15 protein-coding genes are annotated in these 24,627 nt (G+C 42.8%); 13 read left to right on the forward strand and 2 right to left on the reverse strand.

Features of this window, described 5'->3' with window-relative positions:
• Positions 1 to 166: 166 nt before the first annotated feature.
• Positions 167 to 2,749 (forward strand): ATP-dependent chaperone ClpB, encoded by a 2,583-nt coding sequence (clpB, locus tag RIL182_RS05620; RefSeq protein ID WP_006855590.1) that lies wholly within the window; start codon positions 167 to 169, stop codon positions 2,747 to 2,749.
• 171 nt (positions 2,750 to 2,920) lie between these two features.
• Here the strand turns inward: clpB and RIL182_RS05625 are convergent, their stop codons facing one another.
• Complete coding sequence (locus RIL182_RS05625; RefSeq protein ID WP_006855589.1) at positions 2,921 to 4,243, reverse strand: MATE family efflux transporter; 1,323 nt, start codon at positions 4,241 to 4,243, stop codon at positions 2,921 to 2,923.
• A gap of 32 nt (positions 4,244 to 4,275) precedes the next feature.
• Entirely contained in the window at positions 4,276 to 5,127 is an 852-nt protein-coding gene (locus tag RIL182_RS05630) for a patatin-like phospholipase family protein (RefSeq protein ID WP_006855588.1), read from the reverse strand.
• 350 nt (positions 5,128 to 5,477) lie between these two features.
• Between RIL182_RS05630 and pgmB the strand changes: the two genes are divergently transcribed.
• From pgmB to pfkA, 12 genes are all read left to right on the forward strand, one after another.
• A complete protein-coding gene (gene pgmB / locus RIL182_RS05635) occupies positions 5,478 to 6,119 on the forward strand; it encodes a beta-phosphoglucomutase (RefSeq protein ID WP_006855586.1) in 642 nt (213 codons plus the stop codon).
• A 125-nt stretch (positions 6,120 to 6,244) separates the two neighbouring features.
• A complete protein-coding gene (locus RIL182_RS05640; protein ID WP_242655462.1) occupies positions 6,245 to 7,285 on the forward strand; it encodes a LacI family DNA-binding transcriptional regulator in 1,041 nt (346 codons plus the stop codon).
• A 170-nt stretch (positions 7,286 to 7,455) separates the two neighbouring features.
• On the forward strand, positions 7,456 to 8,817 hold the full coding sequence (locus tag RIL182_RS05645) for an ABC transporter substrate-binding protein (protein ID WP_006855584.1): 1,362 nt from the start codon (positions 7,456 to 7,458) through the stop codon (positions 8,815 to 8,817).
• 127 nt (positions 8,818 to 8,944) lie between these two features.
• Positions 8,945 to 9,838, forward strand: coding sequence for a carbohydrate ABC transporter permease (locus RIL182_RS05650; protein ID WP_015561327.1), 894 nt, complete (start codon positions 8,945 to 8,947; stop codon positions 9,836 to 9,838).
• Positions 9,839 to 9,849: 11 nt separating this feature from the next.
• Complete coding sequence (locus RIL182_RS05655) at positions 9,850 to 10,689, forward strand: carbohydrate ABC transporter permease (protein ID WP_006855582.1); 840 nt, start codon at positions 9,850 to 9,852, stop codon at positions 10,687 to 10,689.
• Between the two features lie 26 nt (positions 10,690 to 10,715).
• Positions 10,716 to 13,073: a glycoside hydrolase family 65 protein gene (locus RIL182_RS05660; protein ID WP_172606701.1), complete on the forward strand. Its 2,358-nt coding sequence runs from the start codon at positions 10,716 to 10,718 to the stop codon at positions 13,071 to 13,073.
• 17 nt (positions 13,074 to 13,090) lie between these two features.
• On the forward strand, positions 13,091 to 13,699 hold the full coding sequence (locus tag RIL182_RS05665; protein WP_006855578.1) for a YesL family protein: 609 nt from the start codon (positions 13,091 to 13,093) through the stop codon (positions 13,697 to 13,699).
• Between the two features lie 6 nt (positions 13,700 to 13,705).
• Positions 13,706 to 16,129 (forward strand): glycoside hydrolase family 31 protein, encoded by a 2,424-nt coding sequence (locus RIL182_RS05670; RefSeq protein WP_006855577.1) that lies wholly within the window; start codon positions 13,706 to 13,708, stop codon positions 16,127 to 16,129.
• Between the two features lie 11 nt (positions 16,130 to 16,140).
• Positions 16,141 to 17,814, forward strand: coding sequence for a glycoside hydrolase family 13 protein (locus RIL182_RS05675; protein WP_006855576.1), 1,674 nt, complete (start codon positions 16,141 to 16,143; stop codon positions 17,812 to 17,814).
• Positions 17,815 to 17,933: 119 nt separating this feature from the next.
• On the forward strand, positions 17,934 to 19,925 hold the full coding sequence (gene pulA / locus RIL182_RS05680; RefSeq protein ID WP_243128737.1) for a type I pullulanase: 1,992 nt from the start codon (positions 17,934 to 17,936) through the stop codon (positions 19,923 to 19,925).
• A gap of 118 nt (positions 19,926 to 20,043) precedes the next feature.
• Positions 20,044 to 23,514 (forward strand): DNA polymerase III subunit alpha, encoded by a 3,471-nt coding sequence (locus RIL182_RS05685; protein ID WP_118591948.1) that lies wholly within the window; start codon positions 20,044 to 20,046, stop codon positions 23,512 to 23,514.
• 62 nt (positions 23,515 to 23,576) lie between these two features.
• Positions 23,577 to 24,551 carry a 6-phosphofructokinase gene (gene pfkA, locus RIL182_RS05690; protein WP_006855573.1) on the forward strand — a complete coding sequence of 325 codons (975 nt, stop codon included), beginning with the start codon at positions 23,577 to 23,579 and terminating at the stop codon, positions 24,549 to 24,551.
• Positions 24,552 to 24,627 lie beyond the last annotated feature (76 nt).

Below are 24,627 nucleotides of genomic sequence, written 5' to 3' on the forward strand. Positions count from 1 at the left end.
ATAAAATAATTAGCACTCACCTCTTGACAGTGCTAACAAACGGGTGTATAACACAAATTGTAAACGGAAAAAGATATAAATAAGAGGGAAAACTCATGATGGTCCGCCATCATTTGATATAGATGTCCAGTTTGGACCACAATTGAATAAGAGGGAGGAAGAATATATGAACATTCAGAAATTTACACAGAAGTCCGTAGAAGCGATCAATGATTGTGAAAAACTTGCATATGAATATGGCAATCAGGAAATCGAGCAGGAACATCTGCTTGTTGCATTGCTGCAGCAGGAAGACGGACTGATTTTAAAACTGATAGAAAAAATGGAAATCCAGAAAGAGCATTTTCTGGATAACGCAAAGAAACATCTCGCAGCAAGGGTAAAGGTATCCGGCGGTCAGGTCTATGTCGGACAGGACTTAAATAAAGTGCTGATCCATGCAGAGGACGAGGCAAAGCAGATGGGAGACGAATATGTTTCCGTGGAGCATCTTTTTCTTGCATTGTTAAAATACCCGAACAAGGCGATGAAGGAGATCTTTAAAGAGTATGGGATCACGAGAGACCGGTTTTTACAGGCACTCTCAACCGTGCGCGGCAACCAGCGTGTTGTTTCGGACAATCCGGAAGCTACTTATGATACTCTTGAAAAATACGGTTACGATATGGTAGCGCGTGCAAAAGAGCAGAAACTTGATCCGGTCATCGGGCGTGATGATGAGATCCGTAACGTGGTTCGCATCCTTTCCCGTAAGACGAAAAATAACCCGGTACTGATCGGTGAGCCTGGTGTAGGTAAGACCGCAGTCGTAGAGGGGCTTGCACAGCGTATCGTAAAAGGGGATGTGCCGGAAGGCTTAAAAGACAAAAAGTTATTTGCACTGGATATGGGTGCCCTGGTAGCAGGTGCGAAGTATCGTGGTGAATTTGAGGAGCGTTTGAAAGCGGTTCTTGATGATATCAAAAATTCTGACGGACAGATCATCCTGTTTATCGATGAGCTGCACACGATCGTCGGAGCCGGAAAAACGGACGGCGCAATGGATGCCGGACAGCTGTTAAAACCTATGCTTGCGCGTGGTGAACTGCATTGTATCGGTGCAACGACACTCGATGAGTACCGTGAATATATTGAAAAAGATGCAGCGTTAGAGCGAAGATTCCAGCCGGTTATGGTGGATGAGCCGACGGTTGAGGATACGATCTCCATTCTGCGTGGTTTAAAGGAGCGCTACGAAGTGTTCCACGGTGTAAAGATCACAGACTCTGCGTTAGTATCGGCAGCAGTGCTCTCAAACCGTTATATTTCCGACCGTTTCCTGCCGGATAAAGCGATCGACCTTGTGGATGAGGCATGTGCCCTGATCAAGACAGAACTTGATTCCATGCCGACAGAACTCGATGAATTAAACCGTCGTGTCATGCAGCTTGAGATTGAGGAAACCGCATTAAAGAAAGAAACAGACAGGTTAAGCCAGGAGCGTCTCGCTGACCTGCAGAAAGAATTGGCAGAACTGCGCGATACGTTTAATACGAAAAAAGCGCAGTGGGAAAATGAAAAGAAATCGGTAGAAAAAGTCCAGAAACTGCGTGAGGAGATCGAGACAGTCAAAAATGAGATCAAGACCGCACAGCAGAATTATGATCTGGAAAAAGCAGCAGAATTGCAGTATGGCAAATTGCCGCAGTTAGAAAAACAGTTGGAAGCCGAAGAAGAGGAAGTAAAGAACCGTGATCTTTCCCTGGTACATGAAAATGTCAGCGAGGAGGAGATTGCACGTATTATTTCCCGCTGGACCGGTATCCCGGTTGCAAAACTGACGGAGAGTGAGAGAAACAAGACACTTCATCTCGATGAGGAACTACACAAACGTGTCATCGGACAGGACGAGGGTGTCACAAAGGTTACAGAAGCGATCATCCGTTCCAAAGCAGGTATCAAAGATCCGACAAAGCCGATCGGTTCGTTCCTGTTCTTAGGACCTACCGGTGTTGGTAAGACGGAGCTCGCAAAGGCACTTGCGGCAAGCCTGTTTGATGACGAGTCTAACATGGTGCGTCTTGATATGAGTGAGTATATGGAGAAATATTCCGTCTCCCGTTTAATCGGAGCACCTCCAGGATATGTCGGATACGATGAGGGCGGTCAGCTCACCGAGGCAGTCCGCAGAAAACCATATTCCGTTGTACTGTTTGATGAGGTGGAAAAAGCACATCCGGATGTATTCAATGTGCTGTTACAGGTACTTGATGATGGACGTATCACCGATTCGCAGGGCAGGACTGTGGACTTTAAAAACACGATCATTATTATGACGTCAAACCTTGGTTCGGCGCATCTGCTCGAAGGAATTGATGATAACGGAGATATCAATCCGGAGTGTGAAGAGGCAGTCATGAATGAACTGAGAGGACACTTCCGTCCGGAATTTTTGAACCGTCTCGATGAGATCATCATGTTCAAGCCACTCACAAAAGGCAATATCGGCAACATCATCAACCTTCTGATCACAGATCTCAACAAACGTCTTTCTGACCGTGAGATCACAGTGGAGCTGACAGATGCGGCAAAGCAGTATATCGTGGACAACGGATACGATCCGGTTTATGGTGCAAGACCGTTAAAGCGTTTCTTACAGAAACATGTGGAGACACTTTCTGCAAAACTGATTCTTGCGGATGAGGTGAGGGAAGGCGATACGATCCTGATTGACGTGGAAGGAGACCATCTGACTGCGCGCGTAAAGTGACAGATTGTGGATGGTAGCGAGAGAATCAGACAATGTGCCTGAAGAGATAATTGTATAGATACAAAATAGAAAAAGAAGGACTTTATCCCCAAAACGGATAGAGTCCTTTTTTCAATAGTTGTATTTTGAAGATGAAGGAACATGATGAGGAAGAAATCTGAAAAAATTCGTTTATTTGCTGTGTACTTTGCGCAGCAAAAGCGGCAGCTCCACGGTCAGCATGGCAATCCAGCCGGCAAGGTAGGAATACGGCAGCGCCTCAATGCCAAGATGCATTTTAAAGACGAGAGGTGCGGCGGCAAGCACGCGGATTCCCATATTTACAAAACTGCTGATAAGTGTGATCTTTAAATCGCCGATACCGCGGAAATACCCCTGGATCCCGTTTGTGACAGCCGGCAGTATATACATCAGGGAGATCAGATGCAGGTAGATAACACCGTGTCCGATGACTTCCTCATCTTTGATGAAGCAGAGCATAAATTCTCTTGCAAATAAAAAGCAGAGCGCAAACACGATCAGACCATAAATGATCTCAAGAATCATACCGCAGCGGAATCCCTCCCGCATGCGGTCTTTTTTTCCGGCACCTTTATTCTGTGCCATCAGGGCAGTCATGGCGTGCGCAATATTCTGTTCCGGCGTGTAGGCAAAATCATCGATTCTGTTTACGATGGCAAATGCGGCAGCAACCGAAACGCCCATGGTGTTGACGATCGCCTGGATCCCGAGTTTACCGAGCTGTACAGTTGCCTGCTGCAATGCTGATGTCCAGCCATATGCAATCGTGCGCAGTAAAAGTGAACGGTCAAACACCAGCCATTTTTTCCCAAGTCTTAATAATGGCACTTTTTTCTGGATATAGATGACACAGAAAACGCAGCATAAGGCTTCACTCAGCACGGTAGATACCGCGCAGCCGTTGCTGCCGGCTTTCAACACGACAACAAAAAACAGATCCCCTAAAATATTTAAAACGGCACTGATCATCAGAAAATAAAGAGGGGTATTGCTGTCACCGAGTGCACGCAGTGTGCTCGAAAAAAAGTTGTACAGAAAAGTAAAGACCAGTCCCCAAAAGATGATCTGTAAGTATTCTGTTGTGAGGGATAAAATACTTGCGTCCGCCTGCATTAAGATCAGGATCGGTCTTGCAAACAGGATACATGCTGTGGATAAGATCAACGAAAAAATAACGCCGGAGAGCATGGTGGTACTGATCTGGCGGTGCAGCGTGTCGTAATCTTTTGCCCCATACTGCATTCCCATTAAAATGCTGGCACCCATGCACAGTCCGTTTAAAAACAGGATCATCAGAGTGGAAATCGGATTGCAGATGCCGACAGCGGCAAGTGCTTCTTTTCCGACAAAATGCCCGACAATGATACTGTCTACGGCATTGTAGGTAAGCTGGAACAGGTTGCCGAGCACGAGCGGGATCGTAAAGCGGATCAGGATCGGCATGATTTTTCCGGTGGTAAGATCTTTGGTCATAGTGGTAAAAGTCCTTTTATTTGTAAGATAAATTAGTTCAAAAAATATTTCAACTCTTCTGCGCGGGCTTCATAATCTGCAACTCCGAGATCATAAAGATCCTGTTCTAAGGCAGCATCCTTGGAAAAAGTACTAAGCGGCATATGGCGGCTTGGTGCAAAGATAAAAACATAGCCTTCTTTTTCTAGCCGGCAGGCAAGGTCGATGGATGCCTGATAATTAATATGCCGGTTGTCGATGCTTTGGATTGTTTTCGGATATTTATGCAGCATATGTTTATACAGCGGGCGGTGTGCCTCTGGTTTTTTTACGAAGTTCCTTGGATTTGAGAGGATAACGACCATTTTGGTACAGCCTTGTTCGATCGCATGGTGCAGCGGAATCGAATCGGCAACACCGCCGTCGTAATAGTAACGGTCTCCTACTTTTACAGGACGGCAGAAACCAGGCAGGGCGCAGCTTGCCATAACAGCACGGTAGTCGTCACGGACAATGTCGTATTTGGAAAAATAAGTTGCCCGCCCGGTTGCGGCATCGGTTGCAGGCATATAAAATTCAGCCGGATTTTCCATGACGGCAGAGTAATCAAGCGGATCTGCCCCATCGGAATTTGTCAGTGTCCCGTAAATATACTGCAGGCCAAATAAGTTTCCAGTATGTACTAAACTTCGTACGCTTAAGTAGCGCGGATCCCTTAGATGTTCCGTATAAAAACGGAGATTACGTCCCCGTTGTCCTGCAAGATAAGACAGCGTATTTGCAGCACCCGCAGATACGCCGATGCAGTAGGAAAATGTGATATCATCGTCTAAAAATTTATCCAGAATGCCGGCACTGTATGCGCATTTCATACCACCGCCTTCTACTACAAGTCCTGTTTTCATAGTGTTCCTTTCTTTGTATTTTGATAGGTGTCAAAATGAGCTCATGGACATTATACTTTATTTACTACAAATCGTTCAATACCAACATAAACAGATTTGCCGGTGTTTCTGTTTCACCGGATGGAAGTATGGAAAGAAAGGCTTGTCTGCTGTAAAATTCAACCGCAATTTTTGCAGTACATGAATTTTATTGACAATTTACCAAAACGTTGTTGCTTTTTAAAATAGAGGATGATAATATAAATTTACCAAAACGTTTTGGTAACTGGACGCATGAACATAGACAAGAGAGAAGACACACAGGATGATATCGGAAAACTAAGAGCGAGAGAAAGTATGGAGGTGTAGAAATGTCATTAAAAGGACTTATTTTTGATCTGGACGGGGTGATCGTGTTTACAGATCAGTATCATTATAAAGCATGGAAACAGATGGCGGATGAGAAAGGTATTTACTTCGATCAGGAGATCAACAACCGGCTGCGCGGAGTGAGCCGTATGGATAGCCTGGAAATTATTCTGGAAAGATATGAGGGACATCCGTTAAGCGATGAGGAGAAACAGAAGATGGCGGAAGAGAAGAATGATATTTATAAAAAACTTTTAGAGCAGATGACACCGGCAGATGTCAGTGATGAAGTGAAAGAAACTTTAGATGAGCTGCATAGAAGGGGTTATCTGCTTTCAATCGGATCATCAAGCAGGAATGCAAAATATATTCTTGAGAGAACAGGAATTATCGACAAATTCGATGCAATTTCGGATGGAACAAATATTAAAAAATCCAAACCAGATCCGGAAGTTTTCTTAAAAGCAGCAGAGTTTCTTGGCTTGAAGCCGGAAGAGTGCGGTGTTGTGGAAGATGCATATGCGGGAATTGATGCAGCAGTTTCCGGTCATATGACAGCAATTGCGATCGGCGATGCGGCAGGTTATGACAAAGCAGATTATAAGCTGTCTACATTTAAAGATTTACTGGACATTGCAAAATAAGAATTACAAGTAATATAAACAGGAAAAATATGGATGGAATTGCTTACTTTGCAGTTGGAATATCATGATAAAATGTGATAAGATGGTTACAAACCACTGAAAAATGTAATGCAATGGGGGATCATATGGCGAAAGACAGAAAGTTATATCTGAATGAAAGAACGACGATACGTGATGTCGCACAGGAGGCAGGAGTATCACTGACTACGGTATCCCATGCACTGAACGGCTATAAAGATGTGAGTGAAAAGACCAGACAGAAAGTCATGGAGGTGGCAAGACGACTGGATTATATGCCGGATGAGGCTGGCCGCTCACTAAGAGGCATACAGAAGAAGACAATTGCACTGCTGCTTGCCGGGGAATTGCCGGAAGAAGATCCGAGCGGTATGATGTTTGGACTTACGAGTGGAATTTATAAGATTGCCCAGAAAATGGAGTATGAATTTACGATTCTTACAATGCCGACAAACAAGCAGATAAAAATCAGTTTTGGGCAGATCTGCAAGAAAAAGAAACTGACTGGAATCATAGTTGACGGGCTCGCTATGGATATGCCGTACTATGAGCAGATTAAAAACAGTGAGATTCCCTGCGTCCTTGTGGATGTTGCGCTGGAAAGCGATCATGTATGTGAGGTTTCCGTTGATAATGAGAAAGCATCTTTTGAAGAAGTAGAGCATCTTATTGAGAATGGATGCCGTAATATTGCAATGCTTTCCGGTAAGAAGATGGCGCAGGTGTCAGAACGCAGAGAGTGTGGATACAGGCGTGCATTAGAGAAACATGGACTCCATATCCGGGAAGAATGGATCGAGGACTGTCTGTTTGAGCAGAAAATAGCTGTTCAAAAGTCAATAGAATTAAAAAAAAGCTATCCGGAGATTGATGCTTTTTTTTGTGCAAGTGACGGCATTGCGATTGGAGCAATTGAAGGCATGGGACAGCTTGGAGTGCGGGTGCCGGATGATGTAGCAATAGCAGGGTTTGATGATTATACGGTTTCACAGTATATTCACGGAGGGATTACATCAATTAAGCAGTATCCTTACAAAATGGGCGTAGCGTGTGCGAATACGGTCATCAGCATGATTGAAGGAAACCGTGTACCAGACTGGATACCCATGGAATATAAACTTATGAAACGCGCATCAACAAAGAAATGAACTTGTGAAAATTATATAAAAGTAAACAATAAAATTCGTGAAACATGATGAAAAAACAAAAAAATGTACAAAAGACTTGAAAACCAAAACGTTTTGGGATATGATTCGTTTATCAGTTACCAAAACGTTTTAGTTTTTTACTTTATACTAATGTTTCAGGAGGAATACATATGAAGAAAAGATTTGTATCTATTTTACTTGTGGCAGCAATGACAGCTTCCCTTGCAGCATGCGGTGGCTCAAACGGCGGTGATAACAGTGCGTCGGCAACCGAAAAGGGAGGAAAGACAGAGAGTGCATCTGACGGTGGTGAGATCACACTTACAATCCCGACCTTCTTCGTAGGAGAAAATGTTGGCGCTGTATATTTTGAACCTGCCGTTGAGAGATTTAATGAGGCAAACAAAGGAAAATATCATATTGAATTAGAAGAAGTCGTTGAGGCATCTTATACAGACAAGATCAGCCAGCTGGCACAGTCTGATTCACTTCCGGCACTGATCCAGACACCTAACATAGAATGGATCAAGACAGCAATGATCCCGGGAAAACTGTATTACCCGATGAACGATTTTCTGGATGAACATCCGGAGATCAAAGAGCTTTGCGTAGATGCTTCTTTGGAATATTGTACACAGGAGAACGGTGATATCATCAGTGTGCCGGCGATCACACTTTCTAACACAGGTTTATACTATAACTCAGCACTGTACTCACCGGAGAAAACAGTTTCATCCATGACAATGGATGAATTTATCAGTTCTCTTGGTGACAACAAATTTGCGTTCCAGACAGTTGACAATGCATGGACATCAGCAATGTTATTAACGGCATTGATCGCAAATGAAGATGGCGGTAAAGAATGGCTTCGATCGAATGAAGGAACCAAATGCTACGATTACACAGAGCCGGCATTCGTAAATGCTGTAACAAAATTAACAGAGATCTGGAAAACAAATGCATCCGCTAACGCAGTTGGTGCAGCATATGCAGACGCAGCCAATGCATTCATGTCTGATCAGGCAGCCGTTATCTGCAATGGCCCCTGGATGAACTCCGAATTCGTGGACAGTGCTTCTGGTAACTGGTCTAATGGATTTAACGGAGCGGATGTAAAAGCGGATTATTATCCTGGCAATGTGTCAATCTGTGATACAAAAGTATTTGGCAGATGGACGCTTACCAATGGTGGTACGGATGAAGAGAGAGAATGTGCAGAAGCATTTCTTGCATTTATTTATTCAAAAGATGAGTTAGAGACATTTGCACTTACAGAGGGATGCCAGATACCGAATCTTACCTATAGCGATGAATTTCTTTCGAAGTTAGATGAAAAACCATTGGTAAAACAGCAGACCGAGTTACTGACATCTGATACAAATATCGTTCCTAATGTATTAACTATTATGCCTGATTCCGTATCAAGCAGTGTATTTGGAACCAATCTTGTGCAGTTAGTAAATGGACAGATCACTCCGGAAGAGTTCTGTGAGACTCTTACAACAAAAGCCGCTGAAGCTGGTGACAAATAATCAATGAAATCATGGAGGGGGAGTCATTTACGGACAAATTGATTCCCCCTTTTCTTTCAGAAGATTGCCTTCTGGATGCGGAATTTATCTGAAAATAATGAATATTTCTGAAAGGAAAGGGAATATTATGACAAAAAAGAAAAAATATGGAAAAGTACAGGTTAAAAATTTTAAATGGATTTACGCATTCCTTCTTCCGACAATCATTATATTTGTGATGTTTTATGTACAGCCGATCGTTGTGATGCTTACAACATCATTTACAAAATGGGATGGATTTAATGATCCTGCTTTTAATGGGATCAGTAACTATATAAAACTCTTTACCAACAGTGCTTCTGCAGCATCGATCAAAAACCTGATTTTATGGTCGGTTATTGCAATGACGTTCCATGTAGGATTTGGTGTGCTCACAGCATTTGTTTTATATCTGAAACCTCACGGATGGAAATTCACACGTTCTGTATTTATGATACCAAATATTATTTCAGCAGCAGCGTGGGCATTGATCTACCGGTTTATTTTCAATGACCAGATGGGTGTTTTAAACTCAGTGATACGTGTATTTGATAAAGATTTTTCGGTGCAGTGGTTCTACCAGAGTCCATATGCATTCTGGGCAGTTACCCTTACGTGGCTGTTTTATGCAGTTATTGTCACATTGATTGTATTGAATGATTTAATGGCGATTCCAAAAGAACTGATCGAAGCAGCAAAACTTGACGGAGCGAATGGATGGCAGCTGATCCGTTTCGTGGAACTTCCACTTTGCCGGATCTCCATAGGAACCGGAATGTTATGTTCTATCACATCACGTATCTCCATGTATGAAGCGATCGCACTTACGACAGCCGGAGGACCTGGTGATGATACGATGAGTTTATCTGTACTGCTGGTACGTGCGATCACAGATTACAACTACGGATTTGCCAATGCGATCGGTGTGATCATGTTCCTGATCGGTTTACTGGTTATGTACATTGTAACAAAGGCATTCCGTATGAATGATTCAATCTACTAGGAGGAACAATCATGAATGTGATAAAAAAAATATTAACAAATATCCTGATTTATGGAACAGAATTCATTGTTATTATGCTGAGTGTATTCCCAATCGTATGGGTGGCATTATCCTCCTTTAAAACGAATGCACAGATTCTGGAGGGACCATTTACACTGCCAACAGGTATTACAACAGCGAAAGAGGCATACACATATCTGTTCCAGAAATATGATTTCTTTAGTTATTTTGGCAATTCGCTGATGATATCGCTGATATCTACGGTAATATCCCTGGTCTGTTTTGCAATGGCGGCCTATGTATTGGCGAAATATGAGTTCCCGGGAAGAAATCTTATTTTTGCACTATTTACAATTACAATGCTTGTTCCGGGTCATGCAAAAGCACAGCCGATTTTTTCACTGATCAATTCCATGCATCTGTATGATACCAAAACAGGTTTGATCCTTGTATATCTGGGAAGCGGTATTGCAATGTCGATTTTTATTTTGAAATCGGCATTTATGGGAGTTCCAAAAGAATTGGATGAGGCTGCTACGATTGATGGTGCAGGGTTTTTCCGTACATTTTTTATGATCAATCTTCCACTTGCGAAATCAGGTCTCTCTACCGCAGGAATTTTAATGTTTCTCGGCAACTGGAATGAATATTTCTATGCAGCACTTCTTACATCATCAGAGAAGAACAGGACGCTGCCGGTTGCATTACAGTTTTTTAACCAGTCATTATCGTACGATTACACGAAAATGTTTGCGGCACTCACACTCGTAGTAGTTCCGGCGATCATTGTATATTGCTTTGCACAGGAGCAGGTACAGGAATCTGTTGCTGCATCCGGAATTAAAGGTTAATAAAGGAGAATGAAGCTATGCCAGTTATGAATTACAGAAAAGGGACAGAAAAAGAAAAAAGCTGGATTATTGAAGAAACCAGTTTCAATGAGAAATATACAGGAAAATGTGAATCTGTTTTCACACAGGGAAATGGATATTTAGGACTCCGCAATTCTCTCGAAGAACAATATTTGAATACCGTAAGGGGTATGTTTATTACAGGAACATTCAATAAAGCAAGTAAAGATGAAGTGACAGAACTGCCGAATGTTTCGGATATTGTGAACATGGAGATCGAACTCAATGGGGAACGTTTTTCCATGAATGAGAACAATATAAAAGAGTATTCAAGAACATTAAACCTTTATACAGGAGAAACCTGCCGCAACGTTTTATGGAAAGGGAAAAATGGAGATATCGTACATCTTTCTTTCCACCGTTTTGTATCTTATGAAAATGTGCATGTGATCGGTGCATATGTTGAAATAAAACCGGTAAACTGCGAGATGAAAGTAAAAGTTGTAAGCGGAATTGATGCACAGGTAACAAATCATGGGGCACAGCATCTCACAGAATTTTCCAAGCGTGCATTTGAAGAAAAATTTCTTCAAATGGGTATGGTCACGACAGAATCGGCAGTTTCAATTGCAGTCAGCACCGTACATAAAGTATTCCAGAGCGGAAAGTATACAGAAGATGCGGCATCTAAGATCATTGATGACCGAAGAAAAATCCACGCTGAAATTCAGCTTGTCATTCCACAGGGAGAGACTGCAAGAGTGGAGAAGATTTCAACGGTCCATTCCAGCAGAGATCTGGAGTATGTGGCATCAGGGAAAGAGCCGGAAGGAGAGAATGTCTGCAGGGATGGTCTTGATAATTTAAAAGAAGCAGAAGAAAAAGGCTATGAAACTCTTTTGGAAGAAAGTAAAAAAGTCTGGGAGAAAATCTGGAAGAAACAGGATATTCAGATTGATAGTAAAGAAGATGATGCACAGATAGCGGTGCGTTTTGCACTTTATCATCTTCAGATCATGGTACGCAGGGAAGATAACCGGGTTGGTATTGGTGCAAAGGCACTTAGTGGAGAAGGGTATAAAGGACATTCTTTCTGGGATACAGAGACATTTATTTTCCCATATTTCCAGATGGCAGAACCGGAGACGGCAAGAACTCTTCTGGAATTCCGTTATAAGGGACTGTACGGTGCAAGAAAGAAAGCGATCGAAAATGGTTACAAAGGAGCCATGTACCCGTGGGAAGCGGCATGGGTCAGTGATGGTGAAGTTACACCGTATGTGACCGGTGTCAATGTTCATACCGGAGAGCCGATGATCTGTTTAACCGGAGTGATCGAGCAGCACATTACGTCTGATATTATTTTTGCACTGTGGCAGTATTATGCTGCAACAGATGATCAGGACTTCATGGATAGATATGGCTATGAGATGACGATCGAGACTGCCAGATTCTGGAACAGCCGTCTGGAGTGGATTGAAGAAAACAACAGATATGAAATCCGTGATGTTATAGGACCGGATGAGTACAAAGAACATGTGGATAATAATGCATATACGAATTATATGGCACATGAAAATATGAGACTTGCAGCACAGGTAATTGCATGCATCCGTGATGAGAAGAAAGATATCTACGGGAAAATGCAGAAATTAATGCAGGAAGAGGGTACATCATTAGAACAGTTAGAGGAAGAACTGAAAGATAAAATGAAGAAACTTTATCTGCCGCAGCCGGATGAAAAAACAGGGATTATTCCTCAGTTTGACGGATACTTTGATCTAAAAGAAATAGATCTTTCTGTGTATAAGAATGCATCTGTTGTGGGAACGGTCTTTCATGATTATTCAGGGGAAGATGTACAGGGAATGCAGGCAGGTAAACAGGCTGATATTGTAGAACTTCTGTATCAGATGGAAGATATCACAACACCGGATAATAAGGCAAAGAACTATGTATACTATGAAGCAAGAACACTGCATGATTCATCTCTTTCCAAGGCGATCCACAGTATCACTGCATGTGATCTTGGTATGGAGAAAGAGGCTTATGATATGTTCATGAGTGCTGCACTTACCGATCTTGGACAGGAGATGAAATCCTCTGATGCAGGAATCCACAGTGCAAATATGGGAGGTGTATGGCAGGATGTGGTAATGGGATTCGGTGGAATAAGAATCCGTGACGGACATCTCCGTATTGCTCCAAATTGTCCAAAACAGTGGGAGAAGTTTACATATCCTCTTTACTGGAAAGGAAACGAACTTCATATCACAGTCTGCAAAGATGGTGTGGAAGTTATAAACGAAGGGGAAGATTTCGAGGCAGAGATCATGGGTCAGACAGTAACTGTCAGCAAAGGAAAAAACGAATTTCGGGCATAAGAGCATAGGAGAGAAAAATGCTGCAGAATGATGGAAAGTTTGTAAAGGTATTAAACCGGATCGCAGATCTGGTTGGATTAAATCTTTTAGCAATCCTCTTTTGTATTCCGATCGTTACGATAGGGGCATCCATAACAGCCGTTTATGGATGCATCTTTCGCATACAGGAGAAAAAAGAAGGATATCTGATAAAGGATTTTTGGAAGTTGTTTAAAGCAAGTTTCAGGTCATCTACGATCATTTATCTTGTGGGTGTACTGGTGATCGCAATGCTATATCTGGATTATCATATTTTTGCTGCAGACAGAACGATGAATGCTTTGCAGATACTTGTGATCGCAGCCGGGATCATAGTAGCAGAGATTTTTACTTACGCGTTTCCAATGGAATCTTACTTTGAGAATACTGTGAAAGCAACTGTGAGGAATGCCGTATTGCTCGGAATCTCGAATATTCCATATACATTGCTTATGCTGGGTTTGAATACCCTTCCATTTTTTATTATTTCAAAAATTCCAATTGCATTTGGTATCTGGTTTCTGATCGGTATCTCAGGAATTGCATGGATCAACAGTTTTTTCTTAAAGAAGATTTTTCAAAATGTAAAAATACGAAAGGATGTGTAATAGACGATGAAACAGCAGTTTATATGTGAAAGAAGACCAAAAGCAGATCCGCGGAATATTGTTCTTGGAAAAAATTACCGTATTACATTTCTGACGGACAGGCTGGTCAGATTTGAATATAATGAATCCGGTGCATTTGTGGATGAGGCTTCGCAGGTAATATGGTACAGGGATTTAGAAGAGGTTCCTTTTGAGATAAAGCAGAAAAATAACTTTCTGGAGATCCAGACAAAAAGCATACGGATACGCTATGATGAGAGAGCATTTGATGAGGGCATCCTGAGTGTGAAGCTGAAAAAACCGGACAATGGATGTGATCTGGAATGGTATTATGGCAGAAAAGAGGATCGTAATCTTTTCGGAACTGCCCGTACGCTCGATGAAGCAGACGGCAGGATCAGACTGGAAAAAGGAATTCTTTCCAGGGATGGATTTGCAGTATTAGATGATTCAAAAACGATTTTACTTACCGAGGATGGCTGGATCAAAGAGAGAAAACAGGGAGGAGAGGATTTCTATCTGTTTGCCTATGGTCATGATTACCGGGGCGCGGTAAAAGATTTTTTTAGGGTTACCGGCCGTGTCCCAATGCTTCCCAAATATGCACTTGGAAACTGGTGGAGCAGATATTACGAGTATTCACAGGATGAGTATCAGAGACTGATGGATCGTTTCTTAGCGGAAAAAATCCCGTTTTCGGTGGCAGTCATTGACATGGACTGGCATATCACAGATATTGACAAGAAGTATGGTTCCGGCTGGACCGGTTATACATGGAACAGGGATCTGTTTCCGGATCCGGGGAGTTTTATGGATAATCTGCATGACAGGGGAATGAAAGTGACTTTAAATGTGCATCCGGCACTCGGTATCCGGGAATGCGAAAGTATGTATAAAGAAATGGCAGAGGCAATGGGAATGGATCCGGCAGCAGGAGAACCGGTTGAATTCGATATTACAGATCCGGAGTTTCTGGAAAATTATTTTGAGATCGTACATCATCCGCTTGAGGAAGAGGGAGTTGATTTCTGGTGGCTGGACTGGCAGCAGGGTGGACATACGGCAGTGAAAGAGTTAGATCCGCTTTGGATGCTGAATCATTACCATTATCTTGACAGTGGACGGGATGGAAAAAGAAAAATGACATTTTCACGTTATGCAGGTCCTGGTTCTCACAGATATCCGGTAGGTTTTTCCGGGGATACAGTTGTAACGTGGGAGTCTCTTGATTTCCAGCCTTATTTTACAGCAACGGCATCAAATATTGGATATGGATGGTGGAGTCATGATATAGGCGGACATATGCTTGGAATCCGGTCAGATGTTATGGAGGCACGCTGGTATGAGTTAGGGACATTTTCCCCGATCAACAGGCTGCACAGTACAAAAATGTCGTTCAGTGGAAAAGAACCATGGAATTTCAGACCGGAAGTAGAACATGCGATGGGAGAAGCCCTGCGCTTAAGGCACCAGTTACTGCCTTATCTTTACACTATGAACTATCTGGCATACAAAGAATACCGCCCGGTCATTGCACCAATGTATTACGATTATCCGGAAAAGGAACAGGCATATCCGGTTCAGGATCATTCTTTTGTTGAGGGAGTAAGCAACAACCAGTATCTTTTTGGAACAGATATGATTGTTGCACCGATTACAAGTGACCAGATAGCGAGTTTAAATCAGGGAAAAGTAAAAGCGTGGATACCGGAAGGCTGTTACCACGATTTCTTTACCGGATTGATCTATAAAGGTGAGAAAGTAATGTGGATGTTCCGCGGCATTAACAGTATTCCGGTGCTTGTAAAAGCAGGAGGCATCATTCCGATGCAGAAAGAACTGTTCGGAAAAGATTTTCTGAAAAATCCGGAAGAACTTATCATAAGAGTCTATGGCGGAGCGGATGGCAATTATACACATTATGAGGATGACGGTGAGACCGAGGATTATAAAGATGGCAGGAGCTGTTGCTTTACATCCATGCATTTTGACTGGGAAAGAGGGGCGTTCACAATCGAAGGGGCAGCCGGACAGACAGATCTGATCCCGGAATTCCGGGATTATACAGTGGAACTGTGCGGAGTGAAAGAGGCAGTGCCTAAAGTATACATAAGTGGAAAAAAAATCAAAATAACGTATGAATATCAGTGGAAGAAGGGATGTATCAGAATCCACATTCCGAAAGTGTCAGTGGATGAAAAAGTGGAAATTGTTTTTGAACAGAAACTGACATTAAATGACAACCATACACTGGAGCGTGTGTATGATCTGCTGAATCAGGCACAGGACAGTAATCTTGCAAAAGAGTCTGCATACCGGCTTTTAAGTAGTGGAAAAAATCTGGCAGATATCTTAGGCGAGCTTGAGACGACGAATTTAAAAAAAGAGATCAGACTGGCAGTCATTGAGATCATGACCGCTGATTTATAAGGAGAAAAAAGATGCAGAAAGCATGGTGGAAAGAAGCAGTTGTTTATCAGATTTATCCAAGGAGTTTTATGGATAGTAACGGAGATGGAATCGGAGACCTTCAGGGGATCATAAAAAAATTAGACTATATAAAGAATCTCGGTATCACAGTTATCTGGGTATCCCCGATCTATAAATCTCCAAATAAAGATAACGGATATGATATCAGCGATTATCAGGATATAATGGATGAGTTCGGGACAATGGAAGATTTTGATGAATTATTAAAAGAAATTCATCAAAGAGGAATGAAACTGGTAATGGATCTGGTTGTCAACCATACATCTGACCAGCATAAATGGTTTCTGGAAAGCAGAAAATCAAAAGATAATAAATACCGCGATTATTATATCTGGAAAGATCCGGTAGATGGTCATGAACCGACAAACTGGGGATCATATTTCAGTGGATCTGCATGGCAGTTTGATGAGACAACCGGACAGTATTATCTGCATCAGTTTGTGCCGGAACAGCCTGATCTTAACTGGGATAATCCTGTGGTAAGAAAAGAAGTTTTTGATATGATGACATGGTGGTGTGAAAAAGGCATTGACGGATTCCGGATGGATGTGATCAGTCTGATCAGCAAGCCGGAAGAATACAAAGATGGTCCGGTAAAAGAAGGGGAAAAATATTCTTTTTGTGGTGCAGTCACAGCCAATGGACCTCATGAACATGAATATCTTCAGGAGATGAACCAAAAAGTATTAAGCAGGTATAACCTTCTGACAGTGGGTGAAACATCATGCGTTACGCTCGAAGAGGCAAAAAAATATGCGCGAAGCGATGGAAAAGAGTTAAGCATGGTATTCCAGTTTGAGCATATGGATGTGGATTCGGATGAACATGGAAAGTGGACAGATAAGAAACTTTATCTTCCGGATCTCAAAGAAGTTTTAAACCGCTGGCAGAAAGGGTTAGAGGAAGTAGCATGGAACAGTCTGTACTGGAACAATCATGACCAGCCAAGGGTTGTTTCGAGATGGGGAAATGATTCCGGGGAATACAGGGAGCTTTCAGCAAAGATGCTTGCAACCTGTCTCCACATGATGCAGGGAACACCGTATGTATATCAGGGGGAAGAACTTGGAATGACCAATATGCATTTTTCGGATGTGTCTGAATGTGACGATATAGAAGAAAAAAATATTTATATAGATCTTGTTACCGATACAAAAGTATATACGCATGATCAGATGATGGACATTATCAGTAAGAAAGGACGGGATAATGCAAGGACACCTATGCAGTGGGATGATTCAGAAAATGCAGGATTTACCACGGGAACGCCATGGTTTGCCGTGAATCCGAATTATAAAACGATCAATGCGGCTGCTCAGGTGGAAGATCCGGATTCCATATACAATTACTACAGGAAACTCATAGAACTGCGCAAAGAGGAAGAAGTGATCGTTTATGGAACGTTCGACGGACTTGAAGATGCAGATGAAAATCTTTACATTTATACAAGATCATCCGAGAATAAAAAAATACTGGTAATCTGCAATTTCACGGAAAAAGAACTGGATGTTCCGGCTTCTATTGCGGATATGGTAAAAGAAAACCGGGGAATTCTGATAGGAAACTATAAAGATATTTCAGAAAAAATCCGTCCGTATGAAGCGGTAGTATACCTGACAAAATAGGATAATTTACGAAAAAAAACGAAAAAATTAACTGGACGAACTGAAAAGGGAGAGGTATACTAGGCGGGTAACAGGATGATTCTTTGAACAGACAGGGCTATTAAGGATGTATGGTATCGATGAAAAGAAAGATTGGTTCTACTTATTTTAATGATGAATTGGTATATGACGGTAACGATCTGGGGGCTGTATATACAAAAGAAAAGACAACATTTCGTATATGGACACCTGCTGCCGGGAAAGTATCGCTTAACCTATATGAGCAGGGCGATGGTGACAATTTGATAGAAACAATTCCAATGACAGCAGATGTCAAAGGAACCTGGGTGTGTGAAAAGACAGGAGACCTGAATGGTGTATATTATACTTATTCAGTACAGATCGGTAATAAAGTAAATGAAGTTGTTGATTTATATGCAAGAAGTGCAGGCGTAAATGGCAACAGAGGTGAGATCCTTGATCTGCAAGCTACCGATCCGGATGGATTTGATGCAGATGTCAGACCGGCATTTAATAATGCTACAGATGCAGTGATTTATGAAGTACATATTCGTGATCTGTCTTCCGATGCTTCTTCCGGGATTCGGAATGCAGGTAAGTTTCTTGGACTGACAGAGCGCGGAACAAAGAACAGGGAAGGGCTGGCTACAGGACTTGATCATATTCTGGATCTTGGAGTGACTCACGTACAGATTCTGCCGAGCTTTGATTATGCTACGGTAGACGAAACAAAACCCGACACAGCGCAGTTCAACTGGGGCTATGATCCTAAGAACTATAATGTGCCGGAAGGTTCTTACAGTACAGATCCATATCATGGGGAAGTACGTGTCAATGAAATGAAGCAGATGATTAAGACACTTCATGAAAATGGAATCCGCGTGAATATGGATGTTGTATATAATCATACTTATCATCTGGCAGATTCATGGTTTCAGAAGACAGTGCCAGATTATTACTACAGAAAGAATGGCAATCATTATTCAGATGGTTCAGGCTGTGGTAATGAAACAGCCTCGGAGCGTGCCATGATGCGCAAGTATATCGTAGATTCTGTTGTATACTGGGCAACGGAATATCATATAGATGGTTTCCGTTTTGACTTGATGGGCGTACATGATCTGGATACCATGAAGGCTGTCAGAAAAGCACTGGATCAGGTGAATCCTGACATTATGGTATATGGTGAAGGATGGACTGGAGGAGAATCTGCATTGCCGGCAGCACAGCAGGCAACGAAGAACAATATTTACCGGCTGGATCGTGTGGGTGCTTTCAGTGATGATATCCGTGATGGAATCAAAGGCAGTGTATTTGATTTTCTGGACAAAGGTTTTGTAAGCGGCAAAGATAATATGGAAGAAAACATTAAATTCAGTGTTGTAGCAGCAACCCCGCATTCGCAGGTTACGCTCACAAAGGCTGGTGATAAGTGTACGAACTGGTCGGGACAGCCGGGACAGAGTATTAATTATATATCCTGTCATGATAATCTGACATTCTGGGATAAGCTTGCCATTTCCAATGCAGATGACAGTGAGGCTGACAGAGTGAAGATGAATAAGCTGGGAAGCGCGGTTCTTTTTACCTCGCAGGGTGTACCATTTATGCAGGCTGGTGAAGAGATGCTTCGCTCTAAGCCAAATGAGAAGTCTGAGACTGGATTTGATGAGAACAGCTATTCTTCCCCTGATGCAACGAACAGCATTAAGTGGGATAATAAAGGTAACGTAATGGATGTTTATGAATATTATAAAGGTCTGATCGCATTCCGTAAGGCACACAGTGCACTGCGCATGACAACAGCCGCTGCAATTCAGAATAATCTTACCTTTATGACTGGACTTGATGCAAATGTCGTAGCATATACCATTCAGGGTGAGGTACAGGGAGAAACGGCACAGAATATTGCAGTCATCTATAATGGAAATCCGGATGCAGTCACAGTAAACTTACCTGCCGGGACGTGGGATATCTGTGTCAATGGTAAAAAGGCAGGATGCAGATCTCTTGGAACGGCGGAAGGTTCTGTTACTGTCGAAGGTATCTCTGCGCTGGTTCTGGTACAGGAAGATGATACCGTAAACAAAGTGCCGGCAGAGGATGCATAGGCAGACACGGCAGTCAGATAGACAAAGAGAGAAAATTGTATGAGATTGTATGAGATGTGCGAAAAAAATTGAATATTTATCAGAGAGACGATATAATAGAATGCGGAGGAAACAAAGCATGTCATTTACGCATCTGCACGTCCATACAGAGTACAGCCTTTTGGACGGTTCAAATAAGATAAAAGAATATGTTTCAAGAGTCAAAGAACTCGGGATGAACAGCGCCGCCATCACAGATCATGGTGTGATGTACGGCGTGATTGATTTTTATAAGGCAGCAAGGGCAGCAGGGATTAAGCCGGTTTTAGGCTGCGAGGTCTATGTGGCGCCGGGATCACGGTTTGACAGGGAACTTTCACACGGGGATGACCGTTATTATCATCTGGTGCTTTTAGCGGAAAATAATCAGGGGTATCAGAACCTGATGAAAATAGTTTCAAAAGGTTTCGTGGAAGGATATTACTACAAACCACGCGTGGATATGGAAGTCTTAGAGACGTATCATGAGGGTATCATTGCCTTAAGTGCCTGTCTTGCCGGGGAGGTGCAGCGCTACCTGGTGCGTGGTCTTTATGAGGAGGCAAAAGAGACTGCCTGTAAATATGAAAAATGTTTTGGAAAAGGCAATTTCTTTTTGGAATTGCAGGATCATGGAATCCCTGATCAAAAGACCGTTAATGCAGGTCTGATGCGGATGAGTGAAGAGACAGGCATTGAACTGGTGGCGACAAACGATGTGCATTACACATATGCCGAGGATGCCGAGCCGCATGATATTTTACTCTGTCTGCAGACAGGAAAAAAACTGTCCGATGAAAACCGCATGCGTTATGAGGGCGGGCAGTATTTTGTGAAATCTGAGGAGGAGATGCGCGCGCTGTTTCCGTATGCGGCACAGGCGATTGACAACACACAGAAGATCGCGGACCGCTGCAATGTGGAGATCGAATTTGGAGTGACCAAGCTGCCGCATTTTGACGTGCCGGAGGGGTATGATTCGTGGACTTACCTGAACAAACTCTGTCATGAGGGGCTGGTAAGACGTTACCCGGACAAGCATGAGGAGCTTTTGCCGAAGCTTGACTATGAGCTTTCTGTCATCCAGAAGATGGGGTACGTCGATTATTTCCTGATCGTATGGGATTTTATCAACTATGCGAGAACGCACGGTATTCCGGTTGGCCCGGGAAGGGGAAGTGCTGCGGGAAGTCTTGTTTCCTATACAACGGGCATTACCAATATTGATCCGATCCGTTATAACCTGCTGTTTGAGCGGTTCTTAAATCCGGAACGTGTGACCATGCCGGATATCGATATTGACTTCTGCTATGAGAGACGAAGTGAAGTCATTGATTACGTTATTGAAAAATACGGAAAAGACTGTGTAACGCAGATCGTTACCTTCGGTACGTTAGCGGCGCGCGGTGTCATCCGTGATGTCGGACGTGTCATGGATCTGCCGTATAATTTCTGTGATACGATTGCAAAAAATATTCCAAACGAGCTCAATATCACGATTGACAAAGCACTCATAATGAACCCGGAACTGCGTTCCATGTATGAGTCGGATGAGACGGTAAAAAGACTCATCGACATGGCGAAAAGACTAGAAGGTCTGCCGCGCCATACCTCCATGCATGCCGCCGGAGTCGTAATCTCCCAGAAGGCAATGGACGAATATGTGCCTCTGTCGAGAAGTTCCGATGGCACGATCACAACACAGTTTGTCATGACAACGATCGAGGAACTCGGACTTTTAAAAATGGATTTCCTTGGACTGCGTACCTTAACTGTCATCAGTGATGCAGTCAAACTTGTGGAAAAAAATCATGGAATAAAAATTGATGTGGATAACATTGATTATGATGATAAAAAAGTATTAGACTCGATCGGAACCGGAAGATGCGACGGTGTATTCCAGTTAGAAAGTGCGGGCATGAAAAACTTCATGAAAGAGTTAAAACCGCAGAGCTTAGAGGATGTCATCGCCGGCATTTCCCTTTACCGTCCGGGACCGATGGATTTTATACCCAAATATATCAAAGGAAAAAATGAACCAGAGAGCGTGACCTATGTCTGCAAGGAATTAGAGCCGATCTTAGAGCCGACGTATGGCTGCATTGTCTATCAGGAGCAGGTTATGCAGATCGTGCAGAATCTTGCCGGTTATACAATGGGACAGGCTGATAACATCCGCCGCGCCATGAGTAAAAAGAAACAGTACGTCATCGACGCGGAGCGTCAGAACTTTGTCTATGGCAATGAAGAGCAGGGCATCAAAGGCTGTATCGCAAACGGAATCAGCGAGCAGGCGGCAAACCAGATCTACGATTCCATGGTCGATTTTGCCAAATATGCGTTCAATAAATCACATGCAGCCGCTTATGCAGTGGTTGCCTATCAGACGGCATATTTAAAATACTATTATCCGGTTGAGTTTATGGCAGCACTCATGACGTCTGTGATCGACAATACAAGAAAAGTTGCAGAGTACATTTATTCCTGCCGCCAGATGGGAATTAAGGTACTTTCTCCGGACATCAATGAGGGAGAAGGACGCTTTTTGGCAACAAAAGATGGGATCCGCTACGGCATGTACGCAATCAAGAGCATCGGCAGACAGGTTATTGATATCATTTTAGCAGAAAGAGAGGCAAACGGTAAATATACCACGCTCTCTGATTTCTTAAGCCGTGTTGCCGGGCGGGAGGTCAATAAGCGTGCGGTCGAAAACCTGATCAAAGCTGGAGCCTGCGATGGATTAGACGGCAACAGACAGCAGATGCTCTTAGTATATAATACGCTGATCGACAACCTGAACCAGGAAAAGAAAAATTCGCTTGCCGGGCAGATGTCTTTGTTTGACCTTTTCTCAGAGGAAGAAAAAAAGGCGTATGAAGTCCGGTTCCCGAATGTGGAGGAGTACACCAAGGAGATCAAACTTGGTTTTGAGAAGGAAGTTCTTGGCATTTATTTAAGCGGACATCCGTTGGAGGAATATGAGGAAAAATGGCGCAAAAATATCAGCGCCGTGACAGCAGATTTTATGCTGGATGAAGAAACGAATGCCGTAAAGATCAAAGATAACCAGAGTGTTGTCATTGGGGGCATCATCACTGAAAAGACCATCAAATACACCAAGCAGAACAAAGCGATGGCATTCATCACGGTCGAGGATCTGTTTGGAACGGTGGAAGTTATTATTTTTCCGCGCGATTACGAGAAATACAGCCGTTATTTGAACGAGGATGAAAAAGTCTTTGTCGCCGGACATGCCAATGTCGAGGAAGATAAAAACGGAAAACTGATCTGTGAAAAAATCTATTCCTTTGACGACACCAAACGGGAGCTGTGGCTTCAGTTTGCGACAAAAGAATCATATGAGGAAAAGGAAAAAGAACTGTATTCCCGGCTCTATGGTTCGGACGGAAATGATGAGATTGTGATCTATATTGCCTCGCCGCGTGCCATGAAAAGATTAGGCCAAAATTACAATATTCATATCAATCCGGAGCTTGTTGGTAACTTGACGGAATTTTTGGGCGAAAAAAATGTAAAAATTGTTGAAAAGAGCATTGAAAAGAAATAATAAAGAGATTAGAATAATAAAGATTAGAAAAATGGGTATATTATTTTAGGAGGGAACGATAAATGGCAAAAGAGATTAATACAATCGGTGTGCTGACAAGTGGTGGCGATGCGCCGGGAATGAACGCAGCCATTCGTGCAGTTGTAAGGGAAGCAATTGCAAAGGGAAAAAAGGTAAAAGGAATTAAGCGAGGTTACGCAGGACTTCTTCAGGAAGAGATCATTGATATGGAAGCAAAAGATGTTTCCGATATCATCCAGCGCGGTGGTACGATCTTACAGACAGCACGCTGTATGGAGTTTACAACAGCAGAAGGACAGCAGCGTGGTGCAGAGATCTGTAAGAAACATGGCATCGACGGAATCATTGTTATCGGTGGTGACGGTTCTTTCAAGGGAGCTCAGAAGCTTGCGGGACTTGGAATCAATACCATTGGTCTTCCGGGAACCATCGACCTTGATATTGCATGTACCGAGTACACGATTGGATTTGATACAGCAGTAAATACAGCAATGGAAGCAATCGACAAAGTTCGTGATACATCAACCTCCCATGAGCGTTGCAGTATCATCGAGGTTATGGGACGTGGCGCTGGTTATATCGCATTATGGTGCGGTATTGCAAACGGTGCTGAGGATATTTTACTTCCGGAAAAATATGACTATGACGAGCAGAAATTAGTCAACCACATCATCGAGAACCGTAAACGCGGTAAACAGCATCATATCATCGTAAATGCTGAGGGAATCGGACATTCTTCTAGTATGGCAAAGAGAATCGAAGCTGCAACCGGTATCGAGACACGTGCAACCATCTTAGGTCACATGCAGCGTGGTGGAAGCCCGACATGTAAAGATCGTGTATATGCGTCTACCATGGGTGCCTTAGCAGTAGACTTACTCTGCGAAGGAAAGACAAACCGTGTAGTTGGATACCGTCATGGTGATTTCGTTGATTATGATATCGACGAGGCACTTGCAATGAAAAAAGAGATTCCGGAATATCAGTACGAGATCAGCAAGAACCTTTCTCTGTAATCTGATTTTACATAGAATCATATATTTTTGCATTTTAGAGAGAAATCCGTTATACTTAGCGACAGGTATAACGGAT

The sequence above is a fragment of the Roseburia intestinalis L1-82 genome (assembly GCF_900537995.1).
In the GTDB taxonomy this organism is placed as follows: domain Bacteria; phylum Bacillota; class Clostridia; order Lachnospirales; family Lachnospiraceae; genus Roseburia; species Roseburia intestinalis.